Source organism: Skermanella sp., from assembly GCF_059503625.1.
On record NZ_JCACHA010000096.1, the window covers coordinates 1 to 25,643 of the forward strand.

General features: G+C 60.5%; 36 protein-coding genes. 20 read left to right on the forward strand and 16 right to left on the reverse strand.

From position 1 onward, the window contains the following. Positions 1–532, reverse strand: a 532-nt coding sequence (locus AC5JJ6_RS02505; RefSeq protein ID WP_496040530.1) for a calcium-binding protein, incomplete at its 3' end; no start/stop codon positions are given. Between the two features lie 189 nt (positions 533–721). Here AC5JJ6_RS02505 and AC5JJ6_RS02510 point away from each other — a divergent pair. Beyond that, on the forward strand, positions 722–2,086 hold the full coding sequence (locus tag AC5JJ6_RS02510; protein WP_496040531.1) for a hypothetical protein: 1,365 nt from the start codon (positions 722–724) through the stop codon (positions 2,084–2,086). Between the two features lie 48 nt (positions 2,087–2,134). Continuing rightward, positions 2,135–2,803 (forward strand): type VI secretion system-associated protein TagO, encoded by a 669-nt coding sequence (locus AC5JJ6_RS02515; RefSeq protein ID WP_496040532.1) that lies wholly within the window; start codon positions 2,135–2,137, stop codon positions 2,801–2,803. Positions 2,804–2,843: 40 nt separating this feature from the next. Here the strand turns inward: AC5JJ6_RS02515 and AC5JJ6_RS02520 are convergent, their stop codons facing one another. The 3 genes from AC5JJ6_RS02520 to AC5JJ6_RS02530 all read right to left on the reverse strand — a co-directional run bounded on the left by AC5JJ6_RS02520 (position 2,844) and on the right by AC5JJ6_RS02530 (position 4,686). After that, a complete protein-coding gene (locus AC5JJ6_RS02520) occupies positions 2,844–3,092 on the reverse strand; it encodes a hypothetical protein (RefSeq protein WP_496040533.1) in 249 nt (82 codons plus the stop codon). Positions 3,093–3,437: 345 nt separating this feature from the next. Continuing rightward, positions 3,438–3,665 (reverse strand): hypothetical protein, encoded by a 228-nt coding sequence (locus AC5JJ6_RS02525; protein WP_496040534.1) that lies wholly within the window; start codon positions 3,663–3,665, stop codon positions 3,438–3,440. 631 nt (positions 3,666–4,296) lie between these two features. Beyond that, positions 4,297–4,686, reverse strand: coding sequence for a hypothetical protein (locus AC5JJ6_RS02530; RefSeq protein WP_496040535.1), 390 nt, complete (start codon positions 4,684–4,686; stop codon positions 4,297–4,299). 160 nt (positions 4,687–4,846) lie between these two features. Here AC5JJ6_RS02530 and AC5JJ6_RS02535 point away from each other — a divergent pair, with 160 nt between their 5' ends. The 4 genes from AC5JJ6_RS02535 to AC5JJ6_RS02550 are packed head-to-tail and all read left to right on the forward strand — an operon-like array spanning position 4,847 to position 6,324. Continuing rightward, on the forward strand, positions 4,847–5,500 hold the full coding sequence (locus tag AC5JJ6_RS02535; protein ID WP_496040536.1) for an AAA family ATPase: 654 nt from the start codon (positions 4,847–4,849) through the stop codon (positions 5,498–5,500). 6 nt (positions 5,501–5,506) lie between these two features. Next, positions 5,507–5,794, forward strand: a complete 288-nt coding sequence (locus AC5JJ6_RS02540) for a ribbon-helix-helix domain-containing protein (protein ID WP_496040537.1) — start codon at positions 5,507–5,509, stop codon at positions 5,792–5,794. An 11-nt stretch (positions 5,795–5,805) separates the two neighbouring features. Further along, entirely contained in the window at positions 5,806–6,051 is a 246-nt protein-coding gene (locus AC5JJ6_RS02545) for a hypothetical protein (protein WP_496040538.1), read from the forward strand. A gap of 45 nt (positions 6,052–6,096) precedes the next feature. Further along, on the forward strand, positions 6,097–6,324 hold the full coding sequence (locus tag AC5JJ6_RS02550; RefSeq protein WP_496040539.1) for a hypothetical protein: 228 nt from the start codon (positions 6,097–6,099) through the stop codon (positions 6,322–6,324). Here the strand turns inward: AC5JJ6_RS02550 and AC5JJ6_RS02555 are convergent. The 9 genes from AC5JJ6_RS02555 to AC5JJ6_RS02595 all read right to left on the reverse strand — a co-directional run bounded on the left by AC5JJ6_RS02555 (position 6,321) and on the right by AC5JJ6_RS02595 (position 13,615). Beyond that, entirely contained in the window at positions 6,321–6,446 is a 126-nt protein-coding gene (locus tag AC5JJ6_RS02555; protein WP_496040540.1) for a hypothetical protein, read from the reverse strand. The two genes, AC5JJ6_RS02550 and AC5JJ6_RS02555, sit on opposite strands and share 4 nt — an antisense overlap. Positions 6,447–6,655: 209 nt before the next feature. Next, entirely contained in the window at positions 6,656–6,817 is a 162-nt protein-coding gene (locus AC5JJ6_RS02560; RefSeq protein ID WP_496040577.1) for a hypothetical protein, read from the reverse strand. 78 nt (positions 6,818–6,895) lie between these two features. Continuing rightward, positions 6,896–7,669, reverse strand: coding sequence for an SDR family NAD(P)-dependent oxidoreductase (locus AC5JJ6_RS02565; RefSeq protein ID WP_496040541.1), 774 nt, complete (start codon positions 7,667–7,669; stop codon positions 6,896–6,898). Between the two features lie 60 nt (positions 7,670–7,729). After that, complete coding sequence (locus AC5JJ6_RS02570; protein ID WP_496040542.1) at positions 7,730–7,852, reverse strand: hypothetical protein; 123 nt, start codon at positions 7,850–7,852, stop codon at positions 7,730–7,732. Between the two features lie 69 nt (positions 7,853–7,921). Beyond that, a complete protein-coding gene (gene pyk, locus AC5JJ6_RS02575) occupies positions 7,922–9,337 on the reverse strand; it encodes a pyruvate kinase (protein ID WP_496040543.1) in 1,416 nt (471 codons plus the stop codon). 73 nt (positions 9,338–9,410) lie between these two features. Continuing rightward, entirely contained in the window at positions 9,411–10,457 is a 1,047-nt protein-coding gene (locus AC5JJ6_RS02580) for a 2-keto-3-deoxygluconate permease (protein WP_496040544.1), read from the reverse strand. Positions 10,458–10,564: 107 nt separating this feature from the next. Further along, a complete protein-coding gene (locus AC5JJ6_RS02585; protein ID WP_496040545.1) occupies positions 10,565–11,905 on the reverse strand; it encodes a four-carbon acid sugar kinase family protein in 1,341 nt (446 codons plus the stop codon). A 32-nt stretch (positions 11,906–11,937) separates the two neighbouring features. Beyond that, positions 11,938–13,197 (reverse strand): ribulose-bisphosphate carboxylase large subunit family protein, encoded by a 1,260-nt coding sequence (locus tag AC5JJ6_RS02590; protein ID WP_496040546.1) that lies wholly within the window; start codon positions 13,195–13,197, stop codon positions 11,938–11,940. Positions 13,198–13,396: 199 nt separating this feature from the next. After that, positions 13,397–13,615 carry a hypothetical protein gene (locus AC5JJ6_RS02595; protein WP_496040547.1) on the reverse strand — a complete coding sequence of 73 codons (219 nt, stop codon included), beginning with the start codon at positions 13,613–13,615 and terminating at the stop codon, positions 13,397–13,399. A 164-nt stretch (positions 13,616–13,779) separates the two neighbouring features. Here AC5JJ6_RS02595 and AC5JJ6_RS02600 point away from each other — a divergent pair, with 164 nt between their 5' ends. After that, positions 13,780–14,700: a LysR substrate-binding domain-containing protein gene (locus AC5JJ6_RS02600; RefSeq protein WP_496040548.1), complete on the forward strand. Its 921-nt coding sequence runs from the start codon at positions 13,780–13,782 to the stop codon at positions 14,698–14,700. 480 nt (positions 14,701–15,180) lie between these two features. On the opposite strand, the gene AC5JJ6_RS02605 is transcribed toward AC5JJ6_RS02600, so the two are convergent. Beyond that, positions 15,181–15,369, reverse strand: coding sequence for a hypothetical protein (locus AC5JJ6_RS02605; protein WP_496040549.1), 189 nt, complete (start codon positions 15,367–15,369; stop codon positions 15,181–15,183). Between the two features lie 64 nt (positions 15,370–15,433). Next, positions 15,434–15,991 carry a recombinase family protein gene (locus AC5JJ6_RS02610; protein WP_496040550.1) on the reverse strand — a complete coding sequence of 186 codons (558 nt, stop codon included), beginning with the start codon at positions 15,989–15,991 and terminating at the stop codon, positions 15,434–15,436. 24 nt (positions 15,992–16,015) lie between these two features. Between AC5JJ6_RS02610 and AC5JJ6_RS02615 the strand changes: the two genes are divergently transcribed. The 8 genes from AC5JJ6_RS02615 (at position 16,016) to AC5JJ6_RS02650 (ending at position 23,162) form a co-directional block, all read left to right on the forward strand. Then, positions 16,016–16,285, forward strand: a complete 270-nt coding sequence (locus AC5JJ6_RS02615) for a hypothetical protein (RefSeq protein ID WP_496040551.1) — start codon at positions 16,016–16,018, stop codon at positions 16,283–16,285. A 451-nt stretch (positions 16,286–16,736) separates the two neighbouring features. Next, positions 16,737–17,396, forward strand: coding sequence for a DUF3800 domain-containing protein (locus AC5JJ6_RS02620; protein WP_496040552.1), 660 nt, complete (start codon positions 16,737–16,739; stop codon positions 17,394–17,396). A 496-nt stretch (positions 17,397–17,892) separates the two neighbouring features. Continuing rightward, complete coding sequence (locus AC5JJ6_RS02625) at positions 17,893–18,141, forward strand: helix-turn-helix transcriptional regulator (protein WP_496040553.1); 249 nt, start codon at positions 17,893–17,895, stop codon at positions 18,139–18,141. A gap of 1 nt (position 18,142) precedes the next feature. Continuing rightward, positions 18,143–18,532, forward strand: coding sequence for a hypothetical protein (locus AC5JJ6_RS02630; protein ID WP_496040554.1), 390 nt, complete (start codon positions 18,143–18,145; stop codon positions 18,530–18,532). Between the two features lie 111 nt (positions 18,533–18,643). Continuing rightward, positions 18,644–18,850 (forward strand): helix-turn-helix domain-containing protein, encoded by a 207-nt coding sequence (locus AC5JJ6_RS02635; RefSeq protein WP_496040555.1) that lies wholly within the window; start codon positions 18,644–18,646, stop codon positions 18,848–18,850. 140 nt (positions 18,851–18,990) lie between these two features. Beyond that, a complete protein-coding gene (locus AC5JJ6_RS02640) occupies positions 18,991–20,661 on the forward strand; it encodes a virulence-associated E family protein (protein ID WP_496040556.1) in 1,671 nt (556 codons plus the stop codon). 276 nt (positions 20,662–20,937) lie between these two features. Next, positions 20,938–21,549: a hypothetical protein gene (locus AC5JJ6_RS02645; RefSeq protein WP_496040557.1), complete on the forward strand. Its 612-nt coding sequence runs from the start codon at positions 20,938–20,940 to the stop codon at positions 21,547–21,549. Positions 21,550–21,560: 11 nt separating this feature from the next. Continuing rightward, positions 21,561–23,162 carry a DUF4055 domain-containing protein gene (locus tag AC5JJ6_RS02650; RefSeq protein WP_496040558.1) on the forward strand — a complete coding sequence of 534 codons (1,602 nt, stop codon included), beginning with the start codon at positions 21,561–21,563 and terminating at the stop codon, positions 23,160–23,162. Between the two features lie 202 nt (positions 23,163–23,364). Here the strand turns inward: AC5JJ6_RS02650 and AC5JJ6_RS02655 are convergent, their stop codons facing one another. Continuing rightward, entirely contained in the window at positions 23,365–23,673 is a 309-nt protein-coding gene (locus tag AC5JJ6_RS02655; protein ID WP_496040559.1) for a helix-turn-helix domain-containing protein, read from the reverse strand. 79 nt (positions 23,674–23,752) lie between these two features. Between AC5JJ6_RS02655 and AC5JJ6_RS02660 the strand changes: the two genes are divergently transcribed. The 5 genes from AC5JJ6_RS02660 (at position 23,753) to AC5JJ6_RS02680 (ending at position 25,642) form a co-directional block, all read left to right on the forward strand. Next, complete coding sequence (locus AC5JJ6_RS02660; protein WP_496040560.1) at positions 23,753–24,157, forward strand: hypothetical protein; 405 nt, start codon at positions 23,753–23,755, stop codon at positions 24,155–24,157. Between the two features lie 281 nt (positions 24,158–24,438). Next, a complete protein-coding gene (locus tag AC5JJ6_RS02665; RefSeq protein ID WP_496040561.1) occupies positions 24,439–24,645 on the forward strand; it encodes a hypothetical protein in 207 nt (68 codons plus the stop codon). Then, a complete protein-coding gene (locus AC5JJ6_RS02670) occupies positions 24,642–24,872 on the forward strand; it encodes a hypothetical protein (RefSeq protein WP_496040562.1) in 231 nt (76 codons plus the stop codon). The genes AC5JJ6_RS02665 and AC5JJ6_RS02670 overlap by 4 nt, the downstream gene beginning before the upstream one ends. Before the next feature lie 11 nt (positions 24,873–24,883). Further along, positions 24,884–25,405 (forward strand): hypothetical protein, encoded by a 522-nt coding sequence (locus AC5JJ6_RS02675; protein WP_496040563.1) that lies wholly within the window; start codon positions 24,884–24,886, stop codon positions 25,403–25,405. 6 nt (positions 25,406–25,411) lie between these two features. Beyond that, positions 25,412–25,642: a hypothetical protein gene (locus AC5JJ6_RS02680; protein WP_496040564.1), complete on the forward strand. Its 231-nt coding sequence runs from the start codon at positions 25,412–25,414 to the stop codon at positions 25,640–25,642. Position 25,643: the final 1 nt, after the last annotated feature.

A 25,643-nucleotide genomic window follows, 5' to 3' on the forward strand; every position in this document is an offset into this window, starting at 1 on the left:
CGTTTTCGTCCACCCATATAGCTGTAAGGGTGGGTTTGGACGTGGTGCCGTCCGTATATGTTGACTTGTTGAAGACGTTCAGCGTGTCTGTGCCTCCATTACCCTCCAGGACACTCCCTGCGAGGTACTGGCCGATACTGGCTATATTGCCCGTGGTCGGGTCATAGAAAAGCTGGTCGTTTCCATCTCCGCCGTACAGCTTGCTGATGCCGCTGCCACCCTTGAGGATGTCGTTACCTGCGTCGCCGTAAATGGTATCGGTGCCGGCGTCGCCGTATAGAGTGTCGTTCCCGACGCCGCCATATACCTTGTCGTTTCCGTCACCGGAGTAGAAGACGTCGTTACCATCTTCACCGCGCAGGATATCCGCACCGGCCTCGCCCCAGATCTTGTCGTCGCCAAGGCCACCCCAGATCTGATCGTCGCCCGCGCGACCATAGAGACTGTCGTTTCCTCCGTACCCGTAAATCAGATCAGCGGCTGTAGTTCCGGTCTTAGTCTCACCCGAGTTCGTACCCTTGATCGTCGCCACTTTATAGTTCCTTGTTTCTAGATCCCTCCAACTAAAGATACTTGCTCTTCCTCCTAGAGACTAGAGGCGCAGCAGTATAGCCGCGCGCCAAGGATCAACAGCCCGTCGCCAGAACCACCCGCCCGTCATCTCGACGCGGCGGCGCTTTCGCATGCTTGCCCGACGCGCAGCATCGACCAGGAGATCGCCATGCCCAAGATGCTGTTCACCGAAAAGCATCCCGCCGAACCCGGCCAGCTCACCGCGCGCTGGACTCAGCTAAAGCCACACCCTGAGCAAATCCGCCTTATTAACTCGCCCGCGCGCTTCAAGGTCGTTCCGGCGGGCCGTCGAAGCGGCAAGACCGAACGCGCCAAGCGCAACCTGATCATCCAGGCGCTAAAGGAGTCATCGCAGGGCGAATGGCTCGACTACCGATACTTCGCCGCAGCGCCGACGCGCGATCAGGCGAAAGCGATCTGGTGGTCAGATTTGAAAGCCATGATCCCGGCTTGGATGCGCGAAGGCAGGCCGCGCGAAAGCGACTTGACGATCAGGCTCATCACTGGCGCCGAGATCGTCGTCGTCGGTCTCGACCGCCCGCAGCGCATTGAAGGCCGCGCCTGGAACGGCGGCGTGGTTGACGAAGTCGCGAACATCTGTCCTGGTGCCTGGGGCGAGAACATCCGGCCAGCGCTCGCGGATCGCGCCGGTTGGTGCTGGTTGATCGGCGTTCCCGAAGGCCGCGGAGCCTACTACGACATGTTCAATTATGCGACGAGCGGCCAGGACCCGGAATGGGATGGGTTTACTTGGATCAGCGCCGACATCCTTTCGCCAAGCGAGATCGAAAGCGCGCGTCGGACGCTCGACCCCTTGGTGTACCAGCAGGAGATGGAGGCGTCGTTCATCACCTTCGATGGCCGCGCCTACTACGCTTTCGACCGTCTCACCCATTGCGCGCCGCTCGTCTACAATCCAGCAGCGCCCTTGATCATCTGCCTGGATTTCAACGTCGAACCGGGTGTCGCCGCGATCTGCCAAGAGCAACGCCTATCCAACGGCCTCGACGGAACCGGCGTCATCGGTGAAGTTCACATTCCCCGCAACTCAACGACACCCGCAGTCTGCCGAAAGATCATTGCCGACTATGGCGAGAAGCATTTCGGCCCCGTCCACGTCTACGGCGACGCGACTGGCGGCGCTCGCGGATCAGCGCGCGTCCTGGGAAGCGATTGGGACCTCGTCCGCGCCGAGCTGCGCCCCGTCTTCCAGGACCGTCTCTCGATCCGGGTGCCTGCGGCGAACCCGGCAGAGCGAGCGCGTGTCAACGCCATGAACAGTAGGATGAAGTCGGCGGCCGACGACGTCAGGCTGATGGTCGATCCGCTTAAGGCTCCGAACGTCGTCCGCGATCTCGAAGGCGTCAGACTCCTGGCCGGCGGCTCCGGCGAACTCGACAAGCGCGCCGACCCGAAGCTCAGCCATATCAGCGACGCCCTCGGATACTACGTCCAGCGCGTCTTCCCGACGACGAAACAGCATGCCGTCGTTCAGGATCTGCTGATAGGCTAACTTCCGGTTGGCCACGACGATGATCGTGACCTTGAAGACCGATGGCAGTTGTATGATAAGACCAAACGAAAAGCAGAAGGCCACGTAATTATGCTACGAACTACACTACAAGTTCTGTCGATCACGCTGACGATGTTTGCGTTAGTATACTCTAACTCCACTAAATCTTTGGCGCAAACAGACGAAAAGTGTGCCGAAATCAAGAATGACACTAGAAGGTTGTCGTGTTATGACCTCATCCATCGAAAGACTTCAGAAGTCACATCAACTAAGCAAAGTGTTTGGAAGCGAACAGAGGAAAAGTCAAAAGTAGACGATAGCCAAGGTGTGTATCTCAGTGTTGCCTCGAAGAATGAAGTCTCAGGTCGCGGCAGACGAGAAGGATATGCTTACCTAAACATACACTGCACGGAGGGTTCTACTAACCTTTATGTATATATGGCTGGAAATTTTCTAGCTTCAAGCGGAGGGTTTGATGAAGTTACTACTCGTATTGATAACTTGAAAGCGGAGACAAAAAGCTGGACTGAGTCCACTGACAATAAGGCAATGGGTCTATGGGATGGTAAAGGCATCCCTCTAATTAAGAGTATGTTCAAACACGACACTCTTCTTGTCAGGATCACACCCTTCAATCAAAACGCGCAAACTGTCGAGTTTCCGATCACTGGCATTGAAGAAGAAATTAAACCTTTGCGAGCTGTTTGTAAGTGGTGACCGATTACTTGTAACGCCTTTACAAGCGTTACAAGCCGGGTCAGACGGTTCCGGCGAAGATGAAGATGACGCCACCGCCTTCTGCCCTCACCATTCGGCGGAAGATCGCGCCAGGAGCGACTTGGTCGCTGACCATCAACGCCATGTTCGCGAACTCATGGTCGCGCTCACGGATGAAGGCGACGTCGTCCTCGCGCTTGCGCGCCCGCTTGGTCTCCAGCAGCTTGATGAAGGTTTCCGGCCGAGCGTAGAGGATTCGCGTCGGGTCTACAGGTCGCATCGTCGTCATGGTCTCAAAACTCTCTCAATAGCAGGTCAAAGACGCTACCCTCTACAAGCTCGTAGGAAGGCCGTAGAAGCGTCTTTCGTTCGAGAGCATAACCCCTGCTTTTTCCGCCGCACGGCATTCCTCGGCCTTCTCTCGGCCTTGGCGAATCATTCTAAGGGACCGTTCGGCATATGGCTCGATTGCCATAGGCCTGTCCGACGATCTTACCCCCGAAAACGAGCACGCAATTAACGGCCAACGGACAATAAGAACTCCTATTGCGCGTTGGCCGTTAATTGGCTGCGTCCAAAAACGCCCGTTATCGCGCGATTTCGGGGTCTTTTGCGGCAGTTCTTGCCGGTTTCCTCAAGATCGCTCCAGGCGATCAACGAAGACGATCATGCAGGGGTCGTTCATCGTATGCCTCCGTGGGCATTGCGCCAGGATATGACGCAGCTCCGGCATGACCATGTCCCGACCATAGCGCTCGATCAGCTTGGCGGTGTAATATTGCCCTGCCCGATTGCACTTGTCGCATTTGACCCGCACCAGCGGCAACGGGAACTCTCCCAGGCTCCAGGCGCCGTGGGGCATCGTCTAAAACTCCGAAGGCTGCTTGTTTTGTTGTTCTATTATTCTCTGATTGATTGCATCAATTCGAAGTGTCTGAGTGATGCCACCAACAAAATATGCTCCAAAATATAGATAAGATAAGATTATTGGAACGCACAATGTAAATGTAAAGTTCAATAGCAAAAATACATACTTTCCAGCGCTGTGATTTCTAGCATGGTAATACATATCACATACAAATGCTAAGCTATAATAGACTATGCTCACACAGAATACTAAAGAAAACTATTTTATAGCATCGGCACATTGGTCAAATAGATCACTATGCTGACGAGACCATACAGATCCCGTAAATCCTAATACGGCTACTAATGTGGTGCCCGTCAATATTAACAATGAAGAAGATGTTTGTTTAAAAACTCTGACAAATTCCTTATCGTAGTCTATGGATTTGCTTTCCGGTTCTTCCATAATGGATTTCCTGTCAGATAAGACCGCTAAACCCTCGATAGTCGAGGCCACCAACGAGTGGCCGATCAGATCGTTGCCTTCGAGGTCAGCGGCCTTCCTGATGGTGCCCGGTCACAGCCCGGTCATTATGCCCCCCGGTTGCGTCAACGTTGATCATCCTTAACCTAACCGGATACGTCTCTCAGTGAATCACCGGCTCCAGGATCGCCGTCTTCATGTGCCAACTGGTGCCGTCCGCGTTCGCGGTGATCGTGATGACGCCGTTGTCGGCCAGCTTCATGAAGTCCGCCAGCGTCGTGTCCCGCACGGTAGGGCCGTACAGGACGATCCAGAGCGCGGAAATGCAGGCAAGGTCCCATTGCCCCTGCGCCGCCGCTGCAAACGTCATGTAGCCTGCCATCTGAGCGCCGTTCTCCGACCCGCGCACCAGCGGCGGAACGCAGGCCCTTTCCATGGTCGCCAGCCATTGTGGCAGCTTCTCCACGTCATAGTCACAGGCCCCAGACATTGCGCCGATCTGCGCCTGAACCCGGACGCAGCCTGGATGGATTTGCGGTACACGGTGGCTCATGTTCGTCTCCTCCCCCCTTTTTTTGTTCTCAGGCTGAATATACCTTCTCCGGGTCTTCTCTTCCAGCCTCTCACGCCCATTGCTTAGATATACGAGCGATGTTAAAACGATGTGCGTCATATGTATAAAGAATATCATTTGTATATCGGAGCGCAATCAGATGAAGATCGTTCTAGCTCAGACCAAGGGCGGAGTGGGAAAAACCACCTTGGCTGTCAATCTCGCGGTCGCCCGTTCCCAGGCTGGCCGCGATCTTCTCCTGGTCGATGCCGACGAACAGGGAACCGCCAGCGACTTCACCGCGCTTCGAACCGAACAGCTTGGTTCTCCCGGATATACTGCGATCCAGCTTTCCGGCGCAGCCGTCCGGACCCAGGTCCTCCAGATGGCAGGCAAGTACGACGACGTCATCATCGATGCCGGCGGACGCGATACCGGCGGTCTTCGCGCCGCGCTTACCGTCGCTGACGTCGCGGTCGTTCCCTTCCAGCCGCGCAGCTTCGACATATGGACGCTCGACAAGGTCGCAGGGCTGATAGGTGAGGCGCGGATCATCAATCCCGGCCTTCGCGCCGTCGCCGTCCTGAACTTCGCGGACGCTCAAGGCGCTGACAACGTCGCGGCTGCGGAAGCTCTCGCCAACGCTGACGGTATCGACTTCCTTGACTGCCCTATCGGTCGTCGCAAGGCGTTTCCGAACGCCGCCGCCGAAGGTCGCGCCGTCACCGAGCTAAAGCGTCCTGACGCCAAAGCCAGCGCCGAACTCAACAGCCTGATCGACGCCATCTTTCAGCTCGAACCCGTTGCGGAGTGATATACAATGCCTATCACTACACGTCCTAAAAAGCATCAAAACGATATACAAGCGATAGACAATGAAGATCGCGCACTCAAGTTCATAGAAGGCGCTGGCAAGGTCGATCAGGCGCCCGAACCGACGACACCGGAGCAACCGGCCAAGGCTGCGAAGAAAGAGCCGCCGAAGCCGATCATCATCCGTGGCATAGACGACGAGCTGCTGAGCCGCCTGGAAGGCGAGGCGAAGCGCCGTCGCGTCTCTCGATCCGCTCTCATCCGCATGCTCCTGGTCGAGCACCTGCCTGAGTAGGAAAGTGTCCCATGAAAGTCCCTATTGAACAGGCTCCTCTTTTCATCGCCGCAAACCGCCAACTGGCTGAAAGCGCGAGGTTGCGGTACATGGAACTGGTCGAGCAGGCGATTGCCGAGAAGGACCCGGACAAACGCCTCGATCTTGAAGCCGAGGCTGAGTTGCAGTTGGGTGTCGTCCGAGCCTTCGAGACGGAAGCCGCTGACCTGACGCGTGAATTCATCGCCGCAGGCGGCAAGATACAACCGGTGAACTAGAGGCTGGTTGCGTTATGGTGACTGACATGACGAAAGGTTGCTGACATGGAACACCTGTTCATCATCGGCCTAGCCCTTCTCGGCATGGCATCGAAAGCAGATCCAGCGCCGCCGCCCGTAATTGACTGGATCATGTGGGCACTATGTGCCGGCTTCATGTTCCTGATGGGCGCGCGCCTGGACGATGCCTTGCGGCGCTGGGAGATGCAGCCCCATTGGCGCAAGGTGAAGCCGGGGGAACAGGCAGCTCCCGAAACCCTGCGTCTGATCTAGACATCGATTTCATAGCCGTGCTTGCGAAGGTAGTCCCGCAATGCGGCCATGAAAACGATGTTGATCCTTATGTCGTGCTTCTCGCTCGCCTGACGCAGAGCTTCCAGCGTCTCTTTTTCCATGCTCGCGTTGTAAGGAATGCTCCCCGTGCTCGGCAACAGTATCCGACCTCATCAAGGATTGGGATACAGGACACCGAATGAGGTCTATTTTGCTGCTTCATCGGGGTCTGGTCTAGCCCAGACCCCGATGACCGTGGCAGCATGACAACGATGGAGAACAGCCCCGAGCTTAATTAGCGAGCAAACCTGTATAGTTCATGAGGGCCAGATCAAGCTGGGAAGACGGTGATGCTGATCTTGCCATTGGTGCGCTCGCCCACGAGTTTCGCGAACTCCTGCGCCGCCTGATCCATCGAGCTGTTGGTGGCGAAGACGTGCCCATCCTGGCCTTGACGTCCTACGCCGCTGCGGGCGCGACAACGAAGACCGATGCCACTGCGAGAGAAATACTCGCGATAAAGTTGCGCTTGTTGATGTGTCTCCTCTTTCCTCTTGGGGGTAAAAGATAGTCAGATCCCCCTGGCGCCTGAGGCCAGGAAACCCCCATCGACCGGCAGGGTGACGCCGGTCACGTAACCTGCGTCTTCCGACACCAAGTACATCACTGCCGCTGCGATCTCCCCGGTCGTTCCGTAGCGGTTCATGGGAATTGCGTTCTCGTATTCGCGGCGGAACTGGTCCGTGTGCAGCACTCGCGTCATCGGCGTGTCCACCGGTCCGGGAGCAACGGCGTTTGCGGTTACCCCGTGCTCGGCCAACTCGACCGCCATCTGCCGGGTCAACGCGATCACCGCGCCCTTCGATGTGCCATAGGCCGTGCGTCCGGAGCCGACCGCCCGCATGCCAGCCACGGAGGCGATGTTGACGATTCGCCCCCACTTGCGTCGTGCCATCAGCCGTGCCGCCTCCTGGCAGCACAAGAAGGCGCCGGTGACGTTGACTGCCATCGTCGCGGCGAAGTTATCCAGCGGGAAATCGAGGAACGGATGGACCTTGGCGATGCCTGCCGAGTTGACGAGCACGTCGCAGCGACCGTGACGCCGGTCGATGTCGGCGAAGGCGGCGGCGACCAAAGCGGGATCGCTGACATCGATTGCCTGTGCCTCGGCCGTGCCGCCCGCCGCGCGCAGGTCGGCGGCGGTTGCCTGAGCGGCGGCCTCATCGCGATCCGCGACGATGACAGTCATTCCCGCTGCGGACAGTCGCTGGCAGACCTCGGCGCCGATGCCCATCGCGCCGCCGGTGACGACTGCAACGCGCCGTTCTGAGGTGGATTGCTGCATGTTCTAGGTTCCTGTTAACTGAAGATGTTGTTAAGTGGAGATGTTGGATGTCGCCGAAGGTCAGGCCATCGGCGCGCTGCCGCGCAGCGAGCCGGCGGTCGCGCCGTCCCGCAGTTCGAGTGCTTCTCGCGTGCCGGTGGAGGGGAACTCAGCCCGTCCGCGCAGATTCTCGATAATCGTCATCATTCGCCTCCTTTCTGATTTTTCGGACCAGACGGGTCCCTGGGCGACACGTCATGCCTGGGCGGGCGCTCACGGCACCTGGGCAATGCGCAGCAGGTTCGTTCCACCCGAGATGCCGAACGGCATGCCACCCGTGACCGCGATGGTGTCGCCCGGCTTGGCGAACCCCTCGCGTGTGACGATCGCACAGGCGTTGTCCACGATCTCGGACAAGCGCCCGAACTCCCGGACGTGGACCGCATGCGTGCCCCAGACCAAGGCGAGCCGGCGCGCGGTGACCAAATCAGGCGTCAGGCTCAGGATCGGAGCCGCCGGGCGCTCGCGTGCCGCCCGCAGCGCGGTTCTACCGGCGGCCGTGTAGGTAACCAGCGCGGTGATCGGCAGGATGGCGGTGCTGCGGCGCAAGGCGTCGCAGATCACATCCGATACCGTCGCCTCCGGCTCGGGATGAGCCGCGTCCGTAGCTTTGCGGTAGTGCGGATCCCGCTCCACCTCGGCGATGATCTCGCTCATGATCCGCACTGCCTCGACCGGATAGCGCCCCGCCGCCGACTCGGCCGACAGCATGACGGCGTCCGCGCCGTCGTAGACGGCGGTCGCGACATCCGAGGCTTCGGCGCGGGTGGGCGTGGGCGCCTCGATCATGGACTCCAGCATCTGGGTTGCCACGATCACCGGCTTGCCGGCCCGGCGGCAGGCGCGCAACACCTGTCTCTGGATCGTGGGAACCTTCTGGGGCGGCATCTCCACGCCGAGATCGCCGCGGGCCACCATAACGGCATCGGAACGGGCGACCACCTCTTCGAGCTGTTCGACCGCAGACGGCTTTTCGAGCTTCGTAATCACCGACACGGGCCGGCCTGCCAGCGTCCGCAATTCGTCCAGGTCCTGGGGGCGCTGGACGAAGGACAGGGCGATCCAATCGGCGCCCATCTCAAGCGCAAAAGCGAGGTCGCGCCGGTCCTTCTCGGTCACGGCGGAGACGGGCAGCACGGCCCCGACCACGCTCACCCCCTTGCGCTCGGATAGCCGACCGCCGATCAGGACGCGCGCCACAGCAGAGTCTTTGGCGGCTTCCTCGACCTCGAGGCGGATCTTGCCGTCATCGATCAAAAGATGAACGCCGGGCGCGAGCGCCGCGAAGACCTCCGGGTGAGGCAGCGGAACTCGATCGCGCGTACCTGGCGCGGGATCGAGGTCGAAGCGGACCCGCTCTCCTTCTTCCAGCGTAACCGGACCCTCGGCCAAGCGGCCGACCCGCAGCTTCGGTCCTTGCAGGTCGGCGAGAACGGCGATGGGGCGCCCGGTGTCCCGCTCGATCGACCGGACGATGTCGTAGCGCTTCTGATGGTCCTCATGACTCCCATGGCTGAAGTTGAAGCGGAACACGTCGGCCCCGGCTTCGAACAGCGCCCGGATCATCTCCGGACTGGAGCTTGCCGGTCCCAAGGTGGCGACGATCTTGGCATGGCGGTGTCGGCGCATGGGTGTTGAAGAGCCAGCAGGCCCCCTCCCTAGGCAGAGGTTAAAACTTTGGGTGCAACTTGATCGCAAGACATCACCCCGCAAGCTGAACTTCCGGATCAGCCTTGCTGGCCGCAATATCGGGCACCGGGTCGTGCACGGTAAGCCCACCGGCGCGCCTGAGGACCCAGGACGCGACGAGCGGCGCCAGGATGGCGGTGACCAGGACTGCCGTCGCCGTCTGCGCCGAGGCCGAGGCGACGAACGGCAGGAAGCGGGGGTCGGCGGCAGCCACCGCCATGGGGACGGCGACGGCGTTGCCGGCGGTGGTGCCTGCGGCGAAGCCGATGCCGCTCTTCGGTCCCCGCCGTAGCACGAACCGGTAGCCGAGGTAGGTGAGGCCGCCGGTGAAGACGACGACGCCGATGCCGAGGAACACTCCCTGCAGTCCGCCGGTCACCACGGTTCCCAGGCTGATGCCAGTGCCCACAGCGAAGGACATGAAGGGGATCGTGATGTTCGGCACGTCGTCGAGCACGTAGGTCCACTCGCGGTCGACGGCGCCGACGATGAGGCCGAGGATGAACGGGACGAGTGCTGCGACCAGGGCGAGGAGCGGGATATCGCCGAGGCCGGAGGCGCCCAGGAAGATCATGGCGAGGAACGGGCCGTCGTCGAAGGCGCTGGCGACATAGGCGCCGGTGTCGCGTTCGTCGCCGTACTCGCCGGCGAAGGCCAGCCACAGGGCCCCGTTGCTGTTCCCCATGATCGCGAGCAAGGCGAGGATCGAGATCCCCAAGAAGCCCTCGAGCCCGAACACCAGGCCCAGCGCGATGGCGACCGACACGGGAATGAGGGTCTTGCAGACCAGCACCACGCCGGTGGTGACGGCGGCCCCCTTTCCGCTGTGGCTACCGGTGATCTGCGCGCCCGTCGCGAAGATCAGAAGCCCGATCAGGGCCAGCGCGCCGTCCTTGAACAACGCCTGCGTGAAGCCGCCGATCTTAAGCGCATCCGGCGCGAACGAGTTGATGAGCACCCCGAGTATGAGCGGGATCAGCATCATCCCGGCCGGGACCTTCTGCATGGTCTTGAAGAACGGGATCCGCGAAGGTCCCTGCCTGAATTGCGTCTCTGCCATGAGTCGTTTCCTCCTGTTTTTGTCTGTTGGGCATTGCCAATCGGATCCGATCAGCTTGCAGGTGCGGCCTTATCGCCACGGAACATTAGGACGGCAGCCCCCGTCATTCAGGTTCGTCGCGATACCCCGTCGCGTACGGCGCAGAAGAAATCGTCCCCACCGACCTGTCCGCCCTTGAGCGCGATCTGCAATCCGTCGCGGGCGGGATCGGTGGAATGGGCGCGGCACAAGGGAGAGCCCGGCGCCACGGGGGCGATGGCGGTAAGCGCGTCGATGCCCAACATCGAGGCCGCGTGGCTCGACGTGTCGCCGCCGGAGATGATGGCTCGCGTCAGCTTGCCCTCGCGCACCACCGCGTCGAGCACGCGGCCGAGGCCGGAGCCGATCCTGTCGTTCACGCTCTCGGCCGAGACGCCCGCGGCCGCCACCGCCTGCCGCATGGCGGCCACGGCCGGATCGTCTGGGCCTGTCGCGGTGAACGCGAGCGGGTTGCGGCCTTCCGAGAGCACGCGCAGGGCGTCCCTGGTCACGCGCTCGATCTCGTTTTCCCAGGCGGACTCGTCCACGGCATTGGCCGCGTCGATGCGGATGCCGGAGAAGCCATGGCCGAGCGCATGGGCGATCTGGCTCGCCGTCACCGGCGAGACCGAGCCGGACACGCAGGCGATGTGATCGACACTCCCGGCAGGCGGCCCCGCCTCATGCTCCGGCAGCAGGCTGGAGGCACGCCAGTAAGCGACCAGCGCGGCCTCGAAGCCCTGCGAGCCGACGCCGAGGACCGGTGCTCCGCCGTGCTCCCAGACGAGGCGGCCCGCCTCGGCCAGCGTCTCCTCGTCGAGCACGTCCAGGGAGACGATCCTGGCGCCATCGGCGAGGGCCTCCGCTAGACGCGCGTCGGCCTGCCCGCGCTTCATTGAGACGAAATCGACGAGACCAACGGACTTGTCCGTCTGCTTCGCGAGGTGACGGCCGAGATCGGACTCGTCCATTGGCGTGACGGGGTGCTTCGACATGGTCGGGTGCCGGTCGAGCCGGTAGCCCTTGCCCTGAGCCAACGCAAAGAGGTGGCCGAAGCTCTGGAAGCGGCCCATCGCCGGGTCAGCCACGACCATCGGGATCCAGCCATCGAACAATCCGGCCGCGATGTCGATGGCCCGCCCGATCGAGCCGATGTGGGGGGCGGAGTCGAAGGTCGAGCAAACCTTGTAGTGCACGACCGGCGTGCCGAGCGAGCGCAGCAGCTCGAAGACCGGTGGCAGGGCCCGATTCATCCAGCCGGGGTCGCGCGAGCGTGCCACTCCGGCAATGCCGATGCCGCGGTAGGCGCCAAAGGCCCGCAGGCGCTCCGGCGTCGGTGGGGCGAGAAACAGCACGGTGTCCAGCCCGGCGAAGGCGAGCGCCTCCATCGCGGCCGATGACCCGGTATAATCGTCGCCGTAGAACGCCACGAGAGGGCCTTCCGGCAGAGGTCGATGCGGGCTCATGTGGCCATCTCCAGGGCGCGGCCGAGCTCGGGATGCATGCGTGCATGCTCCTCAAGCGGGATGCCGGCGATCGTTGCGTCCCACGCCTCGCGCAGAGCCCTCACGCCGGCTCCGGGACCGTCCGGATGGGCCATGATGCCGCCGCCGGCCGTCACGATCAGGTCGGTGGAGTTCAGGCCCGCATATGTTCCGGGAACCTGCCGCGCCGACTGGCCGGAGGAGAACACCGGCATCACCGTGCACGGCTTGTCGTCGAACATCGGCGTCAGGCAGGCCCGCGCCGAGGCGATCACGCTGTCGTCGTCCTCGGAGAACTTGCTTTGCAGCCCGTTCACGTGCATGTGGTCCGCGCCGGCCAGCCGCCACAGCTTCTGCCAGGCGACATAGGACCAGCCGAGCAGCGGATGCCGGGAGAGATAGCCCCAGCCATTCCGGTGCGCGTGGATCGGCAGTTCCGAGAAGCGGCCAAGCTCGATCATGCCGGTCAACCCCACCGAGTTGAGGCTCGCCATGATGCACGTGCCGCCGAGATTGCGGACGAGGTCGTGGCGGCGGCGCATCTGGTCGATCTCGCCGGTGAGGTTGAAGGCATACATCACCTTCTTGCCGGTCCGGTCCGCATGATCGTTGATGACGCGCATCACGGCTCGCACGCGCTCTTCGAACGGGCAGTTGGGGCCGTCCGATTGCAGTTCGTCATCCTTGACGAAGTCGATCCCGGCCTCGCAGAGATCCTTGACCATGGCGGCGGTCGCCTCGGCGTCGAGGCCCACGCTCGGCTTGATGATGGTGCCGATCAGCGGGCGGCCGTGAACGTCCGCCAGCCGGCGCGTACCCTCGACCCCGAAGCGGGGACCGGCATATGCTGCACCGAAGGCGGCCGGCAGGCGGATGTCGAGCAGGCGCAGGCCACTGACATCCTTCAGCTCGAACAGGTTGCCGGCCACCGTCGCGACGAGGTTCGGCAGGGAGGGGCCGATCGTCGCCAACGGCCATGACACGGTGATAAGCGCTCGGGTGATGCGCTCGCCGGGCTTCGGCGGGACGGCAGACGGAAGGGAGCGCTGCGCAACCGGCTCGTCAAGGACGACGAGCCGGGTCACGCGGGCGGCCGACCGTTCCTTGAGTTCGGGCGTCTCGCCCGGAACCGCAACGAAGGTGCCACTCGACTGCTCGCCGGCTATGATCTCGGCCGCGCGTTCGGGGGCGATCGGGGTCTCAAGGAGGTAGTCGGCTTCGAAACGGTCAATCAGCATGGTCGTTCCTGGTGAAAAAGGGGCCCTGGTGAAAAAGGGGCGAGATGCGGGGTATGGGCCGGGCTTCAGGCCACGCGGCAACTGAGCCCACCGTCGGCGGACGGGCTGACGCCGTCGCGGGCCGCGACCATGGCGTCGACATCGGCGTACGGCCCGGAGATCTGCTGGAAGATGAACCGTGTATTCCTCAGGCCGGGCATCATCGCAGATTGGAAACGGCGGCCGGGTCGGTGACGTCGAAGGCATAAGCCGAGACGCGACCACCCTCGCAGGTGATGATGTCCGACATCTGCTCGGCGGCAGTCAGGTTGATGTCGAGGCAGATGACATTCGCGCCGTTGGCGGCGAACAGGGCGGCTGACGCCTGACCGTTACCCCCGCCTGAGTCCGATGGAGCCGGCTCCAAAGACAATGGCAACCTTGTTCTGCAAGCGATCCTTCATGGCGTGCCTCCCGGTTACGTCAGATCGTTTTTCTTGATTGATGTGCGGAACCTATATGCCTGCCGCGGCCAGCAACATTGCAAATCGACGCAGGTTGATGTGAGATTCCCTGACACCAGGAGACCCCGGAGCCGCTGCCATGCCACTGCCCCGCCTGCCCCTGAACGCCCTTCGTGCCTTCGAGACGACGGTGCGGTTGAGCAGCATGTCGGCCGCGGCTGCCGAACTTGGCGTCACGCATGGCGCCGTCAGCCGGCACATCCGCGAGCTGGAGGACCAATTCGGACTGCCGCTCCTGCTTCGACTGCCGAAGTCCGTTACGCCGACGCCGGCGGGATCCCAGCTTGCCGTTAATTTGAGGCAGGCGTTCGAACTCATGCATGCGGGCGTGGCGCGCCTCGCACCGGGGCCGTTGACCCTGTCTTGCTCGGCTACCATCGCGATGAACTGGCTCATCCCACGACTGAGGGCGTTCAAGCACGAAAATCCCGCAATCGAGGTCCGCCTCAACATCAACTACGGCGCGGTGGATTTCATCCGAGACGAGGTGAGCCTGGCGATCCGCTTGAGCATGTACCACGCACCGGAGGACGTGATCGTCAGGCCGCTGCTGCACGAGGACATCGGTCCCACCTGTCACCCTGACTACGTGAGCCGGCTGGAACTGCACAAGCCGGAGGATCTCCTGCGGGCACGCATCCTAGGCACGGCGACGCGCCATGACGCATGGTCCGACTGGCTGGCCGCGATCGACCGACCGGATCTGAACCTTCAGGTGCATGAGAGCTACGAGCACCACTATCTGATGATCCAGGCTGCCTCCTACGGCCTGGGCATAGCGATGGCACCTCGTATATTGGTGACGGACGAGATCAAGCGGGGCCATTTGGTCGCACCTCTCGGCTTCGTCCCTGGACCACACAAGCTGAACCTTTGGATCGCACCACATGTCCGCTCGCGCGAGGACGTTCGGCGTCTCTCGAGCTGGATCCAGGACGAAATGATACGTCACGCTACCGCTGGAACACGAGATCCCACCGAAGCCTCGCACACTTCATGATTGAAGGCAGTTTCGCAGGCATGAACCGAATGTGAAAGCAGATCAGCCGTATGCCTGCCAAGGTTAAGGTCGGTTACTGGCACGGTGGGGAAGTAAATCGAAGGTCCGCTTTCTTATGCAATTCAGCCTTTTCATAAGGGACTGCCCCGACTAGGCCCGTACGTCTGAACGGGACGCTGTACTGTCATAAGGCTTCTTTGGAAGACGTGCTTCTTGTGGGCTTGGCGAACGGAGCGGATCAAGCGGTCCAGGCGATTGAGGACGGAATGCTTGACCTCAAGTCGGTACATCATCGGACACTGTTGGCGAATTCCAAAGCGGCCATCTTGACGGCGGTGCTCGTTCGGAAACTCCGCCCAGAAACGAGGTGTTGGCCATCCTGAAGCCTGATCATCGATTTCGCCAACAGTGTCCAATAATGCACTGACCCGAGCATGACACCGATCAGGGTCATAGCTTTCCGGCTTTGCCAGGGGTTCGTCACGAGGACGCCGCCGTTTTCTGCGCGGCCGTCGCTTCGTCCATTCGTTTAAGGTAGTCGCGGATTACCGGCTCGTCATCGGGCTTCACCTTCCGTCCGCTTCCCATCTCCCAGGCTATCGCCGCTTCCAGCAAACGCGACGATCCCAGCTCCGTTCGCGCCAGGTCTTGCAGGCGGTTGGCGTCCACTGCCCCGGTTTGCGGCCGGTCTTGCTCTCATTCGCCGCGGTCAGCAGCTCGGTGAAGGTCATTGTCATGCCGACTCAAGCTCCCTCGTCGCCTTCAGCACCGTAGACCGGCTGACGCCCATCGACCGGGCGACCGCCGACACCGACGATCCGGCGTTGAGCAGGTTGCGGGCATGTTCGGCCCGTTCCCCTGCAAGCTTCGGCGGGCGCCCGCCCTTTCGCCCGCGTGCCTTAGCCGCGGCGACACCGGCCTTCGTTCTCTCCCGGATCAGCGAGCGCTCGAATTCCGCGATGCTGCCGAAGATGTGGAAGACCAGCTTGCCGCCCGAGGTGCTGGCGTCGATGGCCTCGGTTATGGACTTCAGCCCGACGCCGCGCTTCTCCAGCATGTCGAACGTCTCGATCAACTGGCGAAGGGATCGGGCGAGCCGGTCCAGTCTCCAGACGACGAGGGTGTCACCGGCGCGGACATAGTCGAGCGCGGCAGCGAGCTGGGGCCGATCCTTCTTTCCGCTGCTGATCGTCTCGATGAACAGCTTCTCGCAGCCGGCGGCACGCAAGGCGTCTTCCTGCATCTGCGGGGTTTGATCCTGCGTCGAAACGCGACCGTAACCGACGAGCATGATGCCTCACCTATCCATGTTGGCTTGCGCCATGTCGCGCATGTCGAGTACGGCGACAGCGACATGATAGGCAGCGATATAGAAGACACCGCCGATTACCGCCATGAGGCACCAAGCCGCGACCAGGAAGCCGGCGCCGGCACCACCAAGGCCGAGGATTATGCCAAATACCACGCCGAGCAGGCCGACAGCTACGCAGAGGTTGCCTACCATGCCAACCATGCGGATGGACAGTGGTGGTCCCTTCAGCTTAAAGACGGGACGCTCCTTTTGCTGCGGGGCTTGAAGGGGTGAGATGTCCCGAGGTGGATCGTCCCGATCAAAGCGAGGTTCTGCCCGATCTGTTCTGCGTTTCTTGAACATTACTCGCCCAACTGTTGGAAACTATCTAACAATCTACCACGGCTGCGGTAGGTTTCCAACAAGTGTTTCCAACAGTCTGAGCGTCAATGACCATGCGGAAAGATAAAATGCTGAAGCAAGTGTTGATTAACGGTCATTTTCCAACAGTATCAACTGCATGGAAGATGTACCTGGGGTCTGCTAACTTCGTCAGAAGACGACGGAAGTAGCACCAGCCAAAAAAATGCCTTGTAAAGTGAGCGTTCTAACTTACATATATAAGCACAGCCCGAATTATGTCCGGGCTATCTCTTTATTTATTGATCTGCTCCCCCCGCCGGCAAAGTGCTGATGCGGGTTTTTTTGTGTCTGCTGGGAGCCGCGGAGTTTGAGGTAACGAACTATGCAAATTTTTTGTGATGAAAGCGGCGGTGCCGATCAAGAACACTTTCTTGTAACCGCAGTCCGGACAGATGGCGAAACAGCATTCCGTTTAGTGAAAAAGATAAAGAAAATTTTAAACATCAGGAATGAGTTAAAAGGCAACCAGCTCAACATTGATCAAATTCGAACCGTTTTGAGCATAATGGAGAAAAGTCCCGATACCATGGCGGTTTCAGTTATCTGCGGAAGAAGTGAACCTGTTGGAGGTTGGGCTCTCGGTGCACATGCCGAGTACGTTATCTGGGGAGAATTGATTGTTGAGAGCTGCCTACCACTTCATGAGAAAGGCATTCGTGGTGTGGTACCTGATGGCGGTCGCTATAAGCGAACCCTGATCCGATCTATCGAATCTGATACTGCTGACGCCTTAGCTCACCGTACTGGGCTTCCGTTGGTTCCGGTTAGCTGTGCCGACAGTGCTGGTACACCCGGCATCCAGATAGCCGACATTATCAGCAACGCAGTTTACCGGTCACTGGGATCATTCGCGGATGCTATGGAATGCAAACAACTTATCGATCAGCTACAAAAAGCTGGGCAGATTCAAATTCGGATGCTCGAAATGAAAGACCGACAGCCAGAATGGCTGAAGGCAGCCATATCGCCAAGGTCACTCTAAAACAGCGAAAGCCGCCCCATAGAGGCGGCTTTCTGAATTAGAGTGCGGCGCTTCGCCTATCCCCCGCCTAAGTGACTCTCGGTGCCAAACGGCCCCTCCTGGACGGGCAGCGGGCGCGGCCATTGCTGGACGCTTACCTCGCACATTACTAAGCTAGTGTAACGGTTACAGTAGGTCAACACACAAAATGTGTCTGCTCCTTTAGAAAGAGTCCATTCTCGCCGCCGACGTCGCAAATACGGGTCTTCGTATCTCGGTGCGCACTGGCACACTTTTCTCTTGCGCAAAATCTTTCGAGGGGCTAGACAGAGGGCGCGAACTTGCGTCCGGATCACGGAATTCACGAAGTTCGAAGCCAGCCCCGACAAGGTCCGCGCCCAGCAGCGCCGGGCCTTTTTTAATGTCCGCGCCGATGTCCAAGCGACGTCTGCACCACAAAGCCCGCGCGTTTCAAATGCGCAGGGCTTTTTTTTCGTCCCCATCCTGGAGATCGATCATGGAAATCATCGAGCGGTTTCATCCCCTGAACACGCTGCGTCCCGAGGAAGTGTGTGCGCTGGCCGGAATCAGTGCGTCGGGTCTGGCGAAGATCGTCAAGTCCGGCTATGCGCCGCCCCCGATCAAGTATGGCCCCAATTGCCTGCGCTACCGCGCCGACGAGATCGCCGCCTGGGTTGCGACGTACCGCTACGGTGAACGCCGTAAGAAGAAGCGGTCGAGAATGGCCCGCGCGCCCGAAGCGTGACGTGGGCGAGCTGGTGCCCCTCTCGGCCTCGACGCGCGACAAGTTGGCCAAGGTCTTGAGCCTGACCGATAGCGAAATCGAGGCTGAGGCGCTGGCGGCCGTAATGGCGGCTCGACGGATCATGACGGCCAATTGCCTGACGTGGTCCGAGATCCTGGCGCCGCCGTTGCTCTCTCCCGACGAAGACGACGAGACCGACGACGACGCCGACGAGCCGGTAACGCTCTCGGTGGCCGAAGCAGTCGATTACTGCCTCGACCGAAGCGCGGCCCTCACCGCATGGGAACGCCAGTTCCTGGTGTCGTTGCGCGGTTTCGAGCGGATCAGCGAGCGGCAGCATGAAACCCTGTGCCGCATCCTTGCCAAATGCCACGCCGCAGACGAGCGATAACGATTTCGGTCCTTTCCTTGACCTCTCCTATTATTCCGCGTACCTTATTGGTACGTATAGGTACGTTCAACGCAGCGAACCCAAAGCTCTCACATGTCAAGGACAGAACAAATGGAAAGCGTTACCGAGGAGCTCGAAACTACAGAAGAACTCGCTAGTCGATTGAAAGTAAGACCCCGCACTGTAATGGTATGGCGAACCCAAGGCAAAGGTCCGCACTTCCTGCGGCTAAACGGATTAGTTAGGTATCGAAAAAGAGATGTTGATGCCTGGCTTGACCAGCAGAAAGAGCAGCCGGCCATGAGCAGTAAAGACTGACCAGAACGCAAAACGGCCGCGCTCCAACCCCGCCAAGAGTTTTGCGCGACCGTTCACGAAGGTAACACTGTGATGAACGATAGCACGTTACGCGAACGAGTCAAGATAGCCGACTCGATGCACATCTGGAGGCCGGCATCATGACCGCTTCCAAGGGTGACGATCCCAAAGTCGTCAAGCTGCCTCGAAAAAAGGCCGCAGCATCAGTAGGCTGGCAGGAACGGCTTTTAGCTAACGAAAAAGGCGGATACAAAGCCTGCGTCGCAAATGCCATCACAGCTTTAAGATATGCCCCAGAGTGGGACGGCGTTCTATGGTTTGACGAGTTCTCAATACGAACCGTCATGCGGCGCCCGCCGCCGTGGGAACTTCCTTCTATGGATTTTCCAGATACCGAGTGGACTGACTGCGACGACATTCGCTTGGCCGAATGGCTTCAGCACCAGGGAATTTCCATCAATCCGGCTGTCGCGGCCCAGGCGGTCGAAGTCGCATCCCGCATTTACACCTTTCATCCGGTGCGCGAGTACCTGACGAGCCTGCCGGAGTGGGACGGTACCATGCGGTTGCCTTACTGGCTGCGCGATTATCTCGGCGTTGCCGATACCAACTACTCCCGCACAGTAGGATGCCGGTGGCTGATTAGCGCGGTTGCGCGGATCTTTGAACCAGGATGCAAAGCCGATTGCGCTCTGATCCTTGAAGGACCGCAGGGGCTGAAGAAATCGACCGCGCTCTCTGTCCTGGGCGGTCCATGGTTTACGGATCAGATAGCCGACCTTGGAAACAAAGATAGCTGCGTCGATGTCCAGGGAGCCTGGATCATGGAACTGGCCGAACTGGACAGCATGAGACGCGGCGATATCGGCACGATCAAGGCTTTCATGGCTCGCGGTACTGATCGCTTCAGGATGCCGTATGGAAAGAGGACCGCCAAGTTCCAAAGGCAGTGCATCTTCGCTGGAACAATCAATCCTGAAGGCGATGGATACCTGAAGGACGCGACAGGAGGCCGAAGGTTCTGGCCGGTCAAATGCACGAAGATCGACATTGACGCACTCAAGGCTAATGTCGATCAGCTCTGGGCAGAAGCTGTCCTTCTGTACAATGACGGTCATCCGTGGTGGCTGGATACTCCAGAGCTGGAGCAGGCAGCCGAAGAACAGCAGGCCGAACGCTATCAGGGCGATATCTGGGAAGGTTTGATCGAGCAGTACCTGAACTGCTACAAGGTAGAAACCAAAGACGACTACGGGAACGTAACCGAAACCCGCTGGCTCGAACGCCATGAGCCGCTGATCGATACATCGATCCCGGAAATCCTAACCGACGTTCTGGATATTGAAGAGTCCCGATGGAACCGGCGCGACCAAATGCGGATCGGCGGCGTGCTGACCGCTATGGGGTTTGAGCGCTACCGCATGAAGGAGAAGGGTCGGCGCGAATACCGGTACCACAAAACGGGCCCTACCTTGCCAGGTAAGGCCCAAGGTGAGGCCCAAGGTAGGGCCCATAAAAAGGTCAATCAAAGCAAAGACTTAGATCATTCAGGCCCTACCTGCCCTACCTGCCCTACCTTTTCTCAAACTTTTGAAGAAAGGAAAGAAAGTAAGGACGAGAATGGCATTCCTACGGAGTTTACGGAAATGGTAGGGCCGGTAGGGCCGGTAGGGCCCGCGACGGTCAAAGCCTTGAAATTGAACGGTTATTCCGGGCCTTACCTTGACGAACAAGGTAAGGCCCAATCCAAGGTAGGGTACTCCATATCCGACACCGTTAGCGAACAAGATCCAGCGGAGTGGGGCTTATAAGCCTTTCCCTCTCAAGACAAAAAACTCAACAATTCCAACGCTTAAGCAAGGGGAATCGGTCTTGTAGGCCCATCCTCTCGCAAGGTCGATAGAAGGCCGCCAAGCCGGTTCCGATCTCGCTCGTCGGGAGATACCGGAAACGACCTAGACCCGGTCGATCGCTCGAAAAAACCGGCCTATCGCCGGTCCTAGACTTCTAACCAACTACGAATTCCCCAAGCCCGCCCCGGACCCCCGGCGGCGGGCTTTTTCGTGCCCGAACCCGAGGAATACATCATGGCTCACCAAGACCCCCAGGCCCGCATTGACGAGCTGGAGCACGCCCTTCGCGTCGCCCATCGCCGGATCGAGGAACTGAACACCCGCGCTCTCCAGGCCGAAGGCGCCGCCGAGAAAGCGTCGGTCGAAAGTCAGCTTCGCGTGGGCTTCCTCGAGGCAGGCATGAAACCAGACATGGTCGAGTTCGCCCTGGCCGATGCCATGGCTAAAGGCCAGTGGAAGATGCATTCCAACGGCCAGCTTGTCCGCATGGTCGATCCGCACACCGCAGACGTCACGGCGCAGGGCGACTACGTCACGCCCGCGATGTGTGCGAAGTCGCTGAAGGCGAAGGCTCCGAGCTTCTTCCCCGACCAGACGAAAAAGCCGTCAACGACGACCGTCAGCTTGGCAAGCGGCGTCAAAAACCCGTGGACCCGTGAAGGCTGGAACCTGACGGACCAGGGGAAAATCATGGCGATCGACATGCGCGAAGCGCTCCGTCTGGCCGAGGAAGCCGGCAGCCCGCCCTACGCCACCAGCCCGCCGCCGCCGAAGACGAAACCGGCCGACGAGAAGATCAGCAAGGCGACCGGCCAGCCCATCGTCTCGCGCGCCACGTTCTACTAAGAGGCCCCACCATGAACAGCCTGTACCCGTACAGCAGCGGCGGCACCGCGCCGCCCGCGAACATGAACCATGGCACAAGCGTCGCTTCTCGCCATCCCGACTACCTTTCCATGCTTCCCGCTTGGGCGCGCATCGACGCCGTCATGGCAGGAAGCGACGGCGTCAAGGCGGAAGCAAAGCAGTTCCTGCCGATGACCGATTACGACGTGCGCAATCCAGAACAGTATTGGGCGTATGTAACTCGCGCCAACTTTATCAATTACACGCTTCGAACAGTATCGGCGCTTGAAGGCTTGATCTACCGCAAAGACCCGACTGTCAAAGTTCCTAAGCAATTCGAGAAACGACTTGATAACATCGACAATCGCGGGTCCAATTTTTACGTATTCAGCAAACGGGTGGCGCATAACCTGATCCGGTACGGTCGCGTCGGTATCATGATCGACTACATCGGAGAGGGCAGGGACCGGAGCGATCCCCTGCAAACCTACCCATTTCTCGCGCTCTACAACGCGCACTCAATCGTCAACTGGCGTACCAAAATCGTCAACGGCAGCATGACTCTCGACCAAGTTGTGTTGATGGAACACTTTCACCAGGATCGCGAGTTCGGCGCTGTCCTGGCGATCCGCTACAAGGTTCTCGACCTGGAGAACGGCGTCTACCGCGCACGCACCTTCGAGCCGACCGGCAGCGGAGACTTCGTTGAGACCGACAAGGTTTATCCAGGCAGAGGCGCGTCTTGGTCGGGCATAAACAAGATCCCCTTTGTCATCATCAATCCCGTCGATGTCTCGCCCGACATGCACCGCCCGCCGATCCTGGATCTGGTCGATCTGAACCTGAGCCATTTTCGGACGAGTGCGGATTATGAGTCCGCGCTTCACGTCCTGGCTCAGCCGACCGCCGTCATCACCGGCCTGCCGGAAGAAAACCAGACCAAGTTCCAGATCGGCGGGCCGCAGATCTGGCGACTGCCGGAAGGGGCAACTGCCGCCTACATGGAAATGCGTGCTGATGGTCTCAGCGGCTCCGAAAGGGCTTTGGCGATGAAGGTCGAGGCCATGCGCGAGATCGGTGCGCAGATGCTCAGCTCGGCGGCCGACGGGCCGGAGACCGCGACCAGTGCCCGTATCCGCCAGCACAGCCAGACCTCCGTCCTGTCGTCCATCGCCGGAACATGCAGCACCGGCCTACAGCGCGCCCTACAGATCGCGCTCGACTGGGACAGCATCACCGGCGAGGCCGAGGTCGAGCTGAACCAGGACTACCTGGAAAGCATCATGGCGCCCGACATGCTGCGCGAGCTGACCGTCACTCACAGGGAGGGCCTGCTGACCAAACGGGACTACGTCTATAACTTGCAGCGTGGTGAACTTCTTCAGCCTGGACGCAACATCGATGAAATCATAGACGAGATGGAGCAGGAACCGCCGGTTCTGGTAGGGCGCCCGAACGGCTTCATCCTCGCCAAGGAGGCGAGCGAGGCCGACCAGCCGCCGCAGCGCAACGGCCAGCAGCCTCCGAAGAAAAAGGGCGGGATCGTTAATCAGCGCCCGCAGCAGTTTCCGCCTCGTCCGTCGCAGGCCAGCCAGAAGCAGGACGGTGAATAATGGACGAGACCAAGCCGCAACGATCGCGGAAGGGTCTCGACCGGCGACCGGAAGGCAGACCGGACAGGCCGAAGGATCGGGCCTGCCTTGTCTGCAACGGCATATTCCGCAGTACCTGGGCGGGGAACCGGGTCTGTACGAGGTGTAGAGGAACGGACGCCTGGAACGGTCCGTCCGACATGTCGGTGACGCGACCTCGACGTTAGACGACGGAGCCGTCCGACTTCTCCTTCATCCTCCTGGACGACACCGTGAAGTCGTCGGGGAAGTCGATCCCTTCCTGTTCAAATGTAGCCTGGAGTTTGAGCAGCGTTTCGAGCGTGGCTTCGACCCGGCCTCGTTCGAACCGGCTGATCGTATTCGTCGCTACGCCGGATTTGGCAGAAAGCTCATCAATCGACCATGCGGCAAAGCCCCTCGCCGCTCTTACCTGACCGCTACTAATCCTTTTTATAGGAGACATACCTACCTCATTGGGAGTAGAAAAACCCGTAATCGAGGCTGTTTTCATGCAATGACTACTTGAAAACAACCTTGGCTGTGGTATCCTACCAGAGTTGAAGCGAAACGCAAACCTCTGGAGCTACCAAATGCTCAATCTCACCACCAAGGCCGAAGACTTCGCAGGCGTCACCATCGCCACCATCGGCAACGACAACACCTTCGCCACCCTCAAGATGCGCCGCATCAACGAGAAGTTCGAACTGCTGGTCGAGCTGACCACCTACTACGGTCTGTCCGGCCATTACGAAAACGAAGTCCTGGGCCGCGAGATCGCGGACGACGAAGATGAAGCTATCGCCATCGCGACCGACCTCGAATACGACGCGGTCGCCAAGCTGAAGATCCTCGACATCGACTATTCGAAGGACCCTCGCGGTTTCCCCGAAGCCCTCCAGGATCATTGCGACGCAGAGCGCGCCCGCATCACCAGGAACGCGCAGAACGCCTTCGTCGCCGCCGCCTATGCTGCGTTCGCAGCCGCAGCCGAGTGAGGCGGCGTCGTGGCGCAGCAGCGCGAGGTTCCGATCGGCCGCACCGGCTCAGCGGAATACACCCTTCGCGGAATGTGGATCTATCGCAGCGTCGCCGGGCGGACGTACAGGTACGATACCGCCGAAGGATTTGCCCGCGAGTGGCACACAGGCGCATACGGCGGCTCCTGGCGCGATACGCCAGAAGGTAAGGCCCTACTCGACCGATTTGCTGATTAATCATCCGGTGCCGGGGGTTGCGACAACAACCTCCCGGCTCCACCGAAGCGGAGTTCTATCTAGTGGCTACCATCCAGAACACCACGACTCATACACCCGGAAAGGTGGCTCTGTCCATCCTCGCCGGTTGGACCGCAGCCTCCGACGACACCTGGGAGATCGTCAGGGGAGCGCTCGAAGACGTTGGAACGACCAACGCCCGCCGCGCGCCGATCCAGAGCCTGACCTTCACGCCGCGCCTCCTTCGCCAGGGGAGCGCCGCCAAATGACCGCACGAAAGGAGAAGCGCCCGAAGGTCGAGCAGTTCAGCCTCGGCCTCGCGATCACCGACCCGGACAAGGCCCGCCAGCAGGCCGCCAGGAAGACGCGCAAGTGCCTGTCCTGCTCCAACAGCTTCGTCAGCGAGTGGGCCGGCAACCGGACCTGCGGACGGTGCAAGAACACCGTTTCGTACGACGGCATCTCCGACTTCTCCCTGTCCACCGCAGCGTTTTGAGGATCACGATCATGGCAATTCGTCTCACCTCCGCGCAGCGCTGCGTCCTGGCCGACTCCACCCGCGCCGCCGTCCTGGGCTGGCTCATCAACGATCCGCAGGTTCAGGTCCGCGCGCTTCGCATCGCCAACAAGGCGACGACCATCGGCGGGTTCTCGTTCTCCCGCTTCGCTGACATGGCAATCGCGGAAATCGGCGGCGACTTCCGTCCCGGCAGCTCGACGCCCGACCTGCGCTTGCTGCGCTTTCCGCTCAGCCTGACCGAAGTCGTGGCGCTCGCCAACGACATCGAGCTGGAGATCGCCACCGACGACGAGATGTACTGCGCGGGCCTGATCGTCGCGCACTCACCCTATGGTCAACCCGCCATCGGTTCGCCCGAATGGCGCAACTACCTTTCAGTGACCAAGGCGCTGAAGCTGCCTATCGACTACGACGCCAGCGACTGGCGAGAGATCGTCCGCGACCGGCTGCGGGCCTTCCGCCGCGCCGTTGCCGCCGCCGCCGTCTCGCACCTGGTCCCGGCGGAGTAATCGACCATGAAGAAACGACCGACCCCAAGCCTGATGATGGGCAACTACGCCGCGGTGCCGGGATCAGGCCCAACCGACAAGGTGTGTCTGAACTGCAAGCACCTGGTCCGGGATACCTGCCGGTATCGGTGCGGCCAGTACAAGACCATCGCGAAGCGCGAGGGGCGCCCGATCTCGCCGCAGACGCCCGCGTGCCGCTACTTCGAAGATCGCGCCGAGAAGATCAGCACCCCTTAAC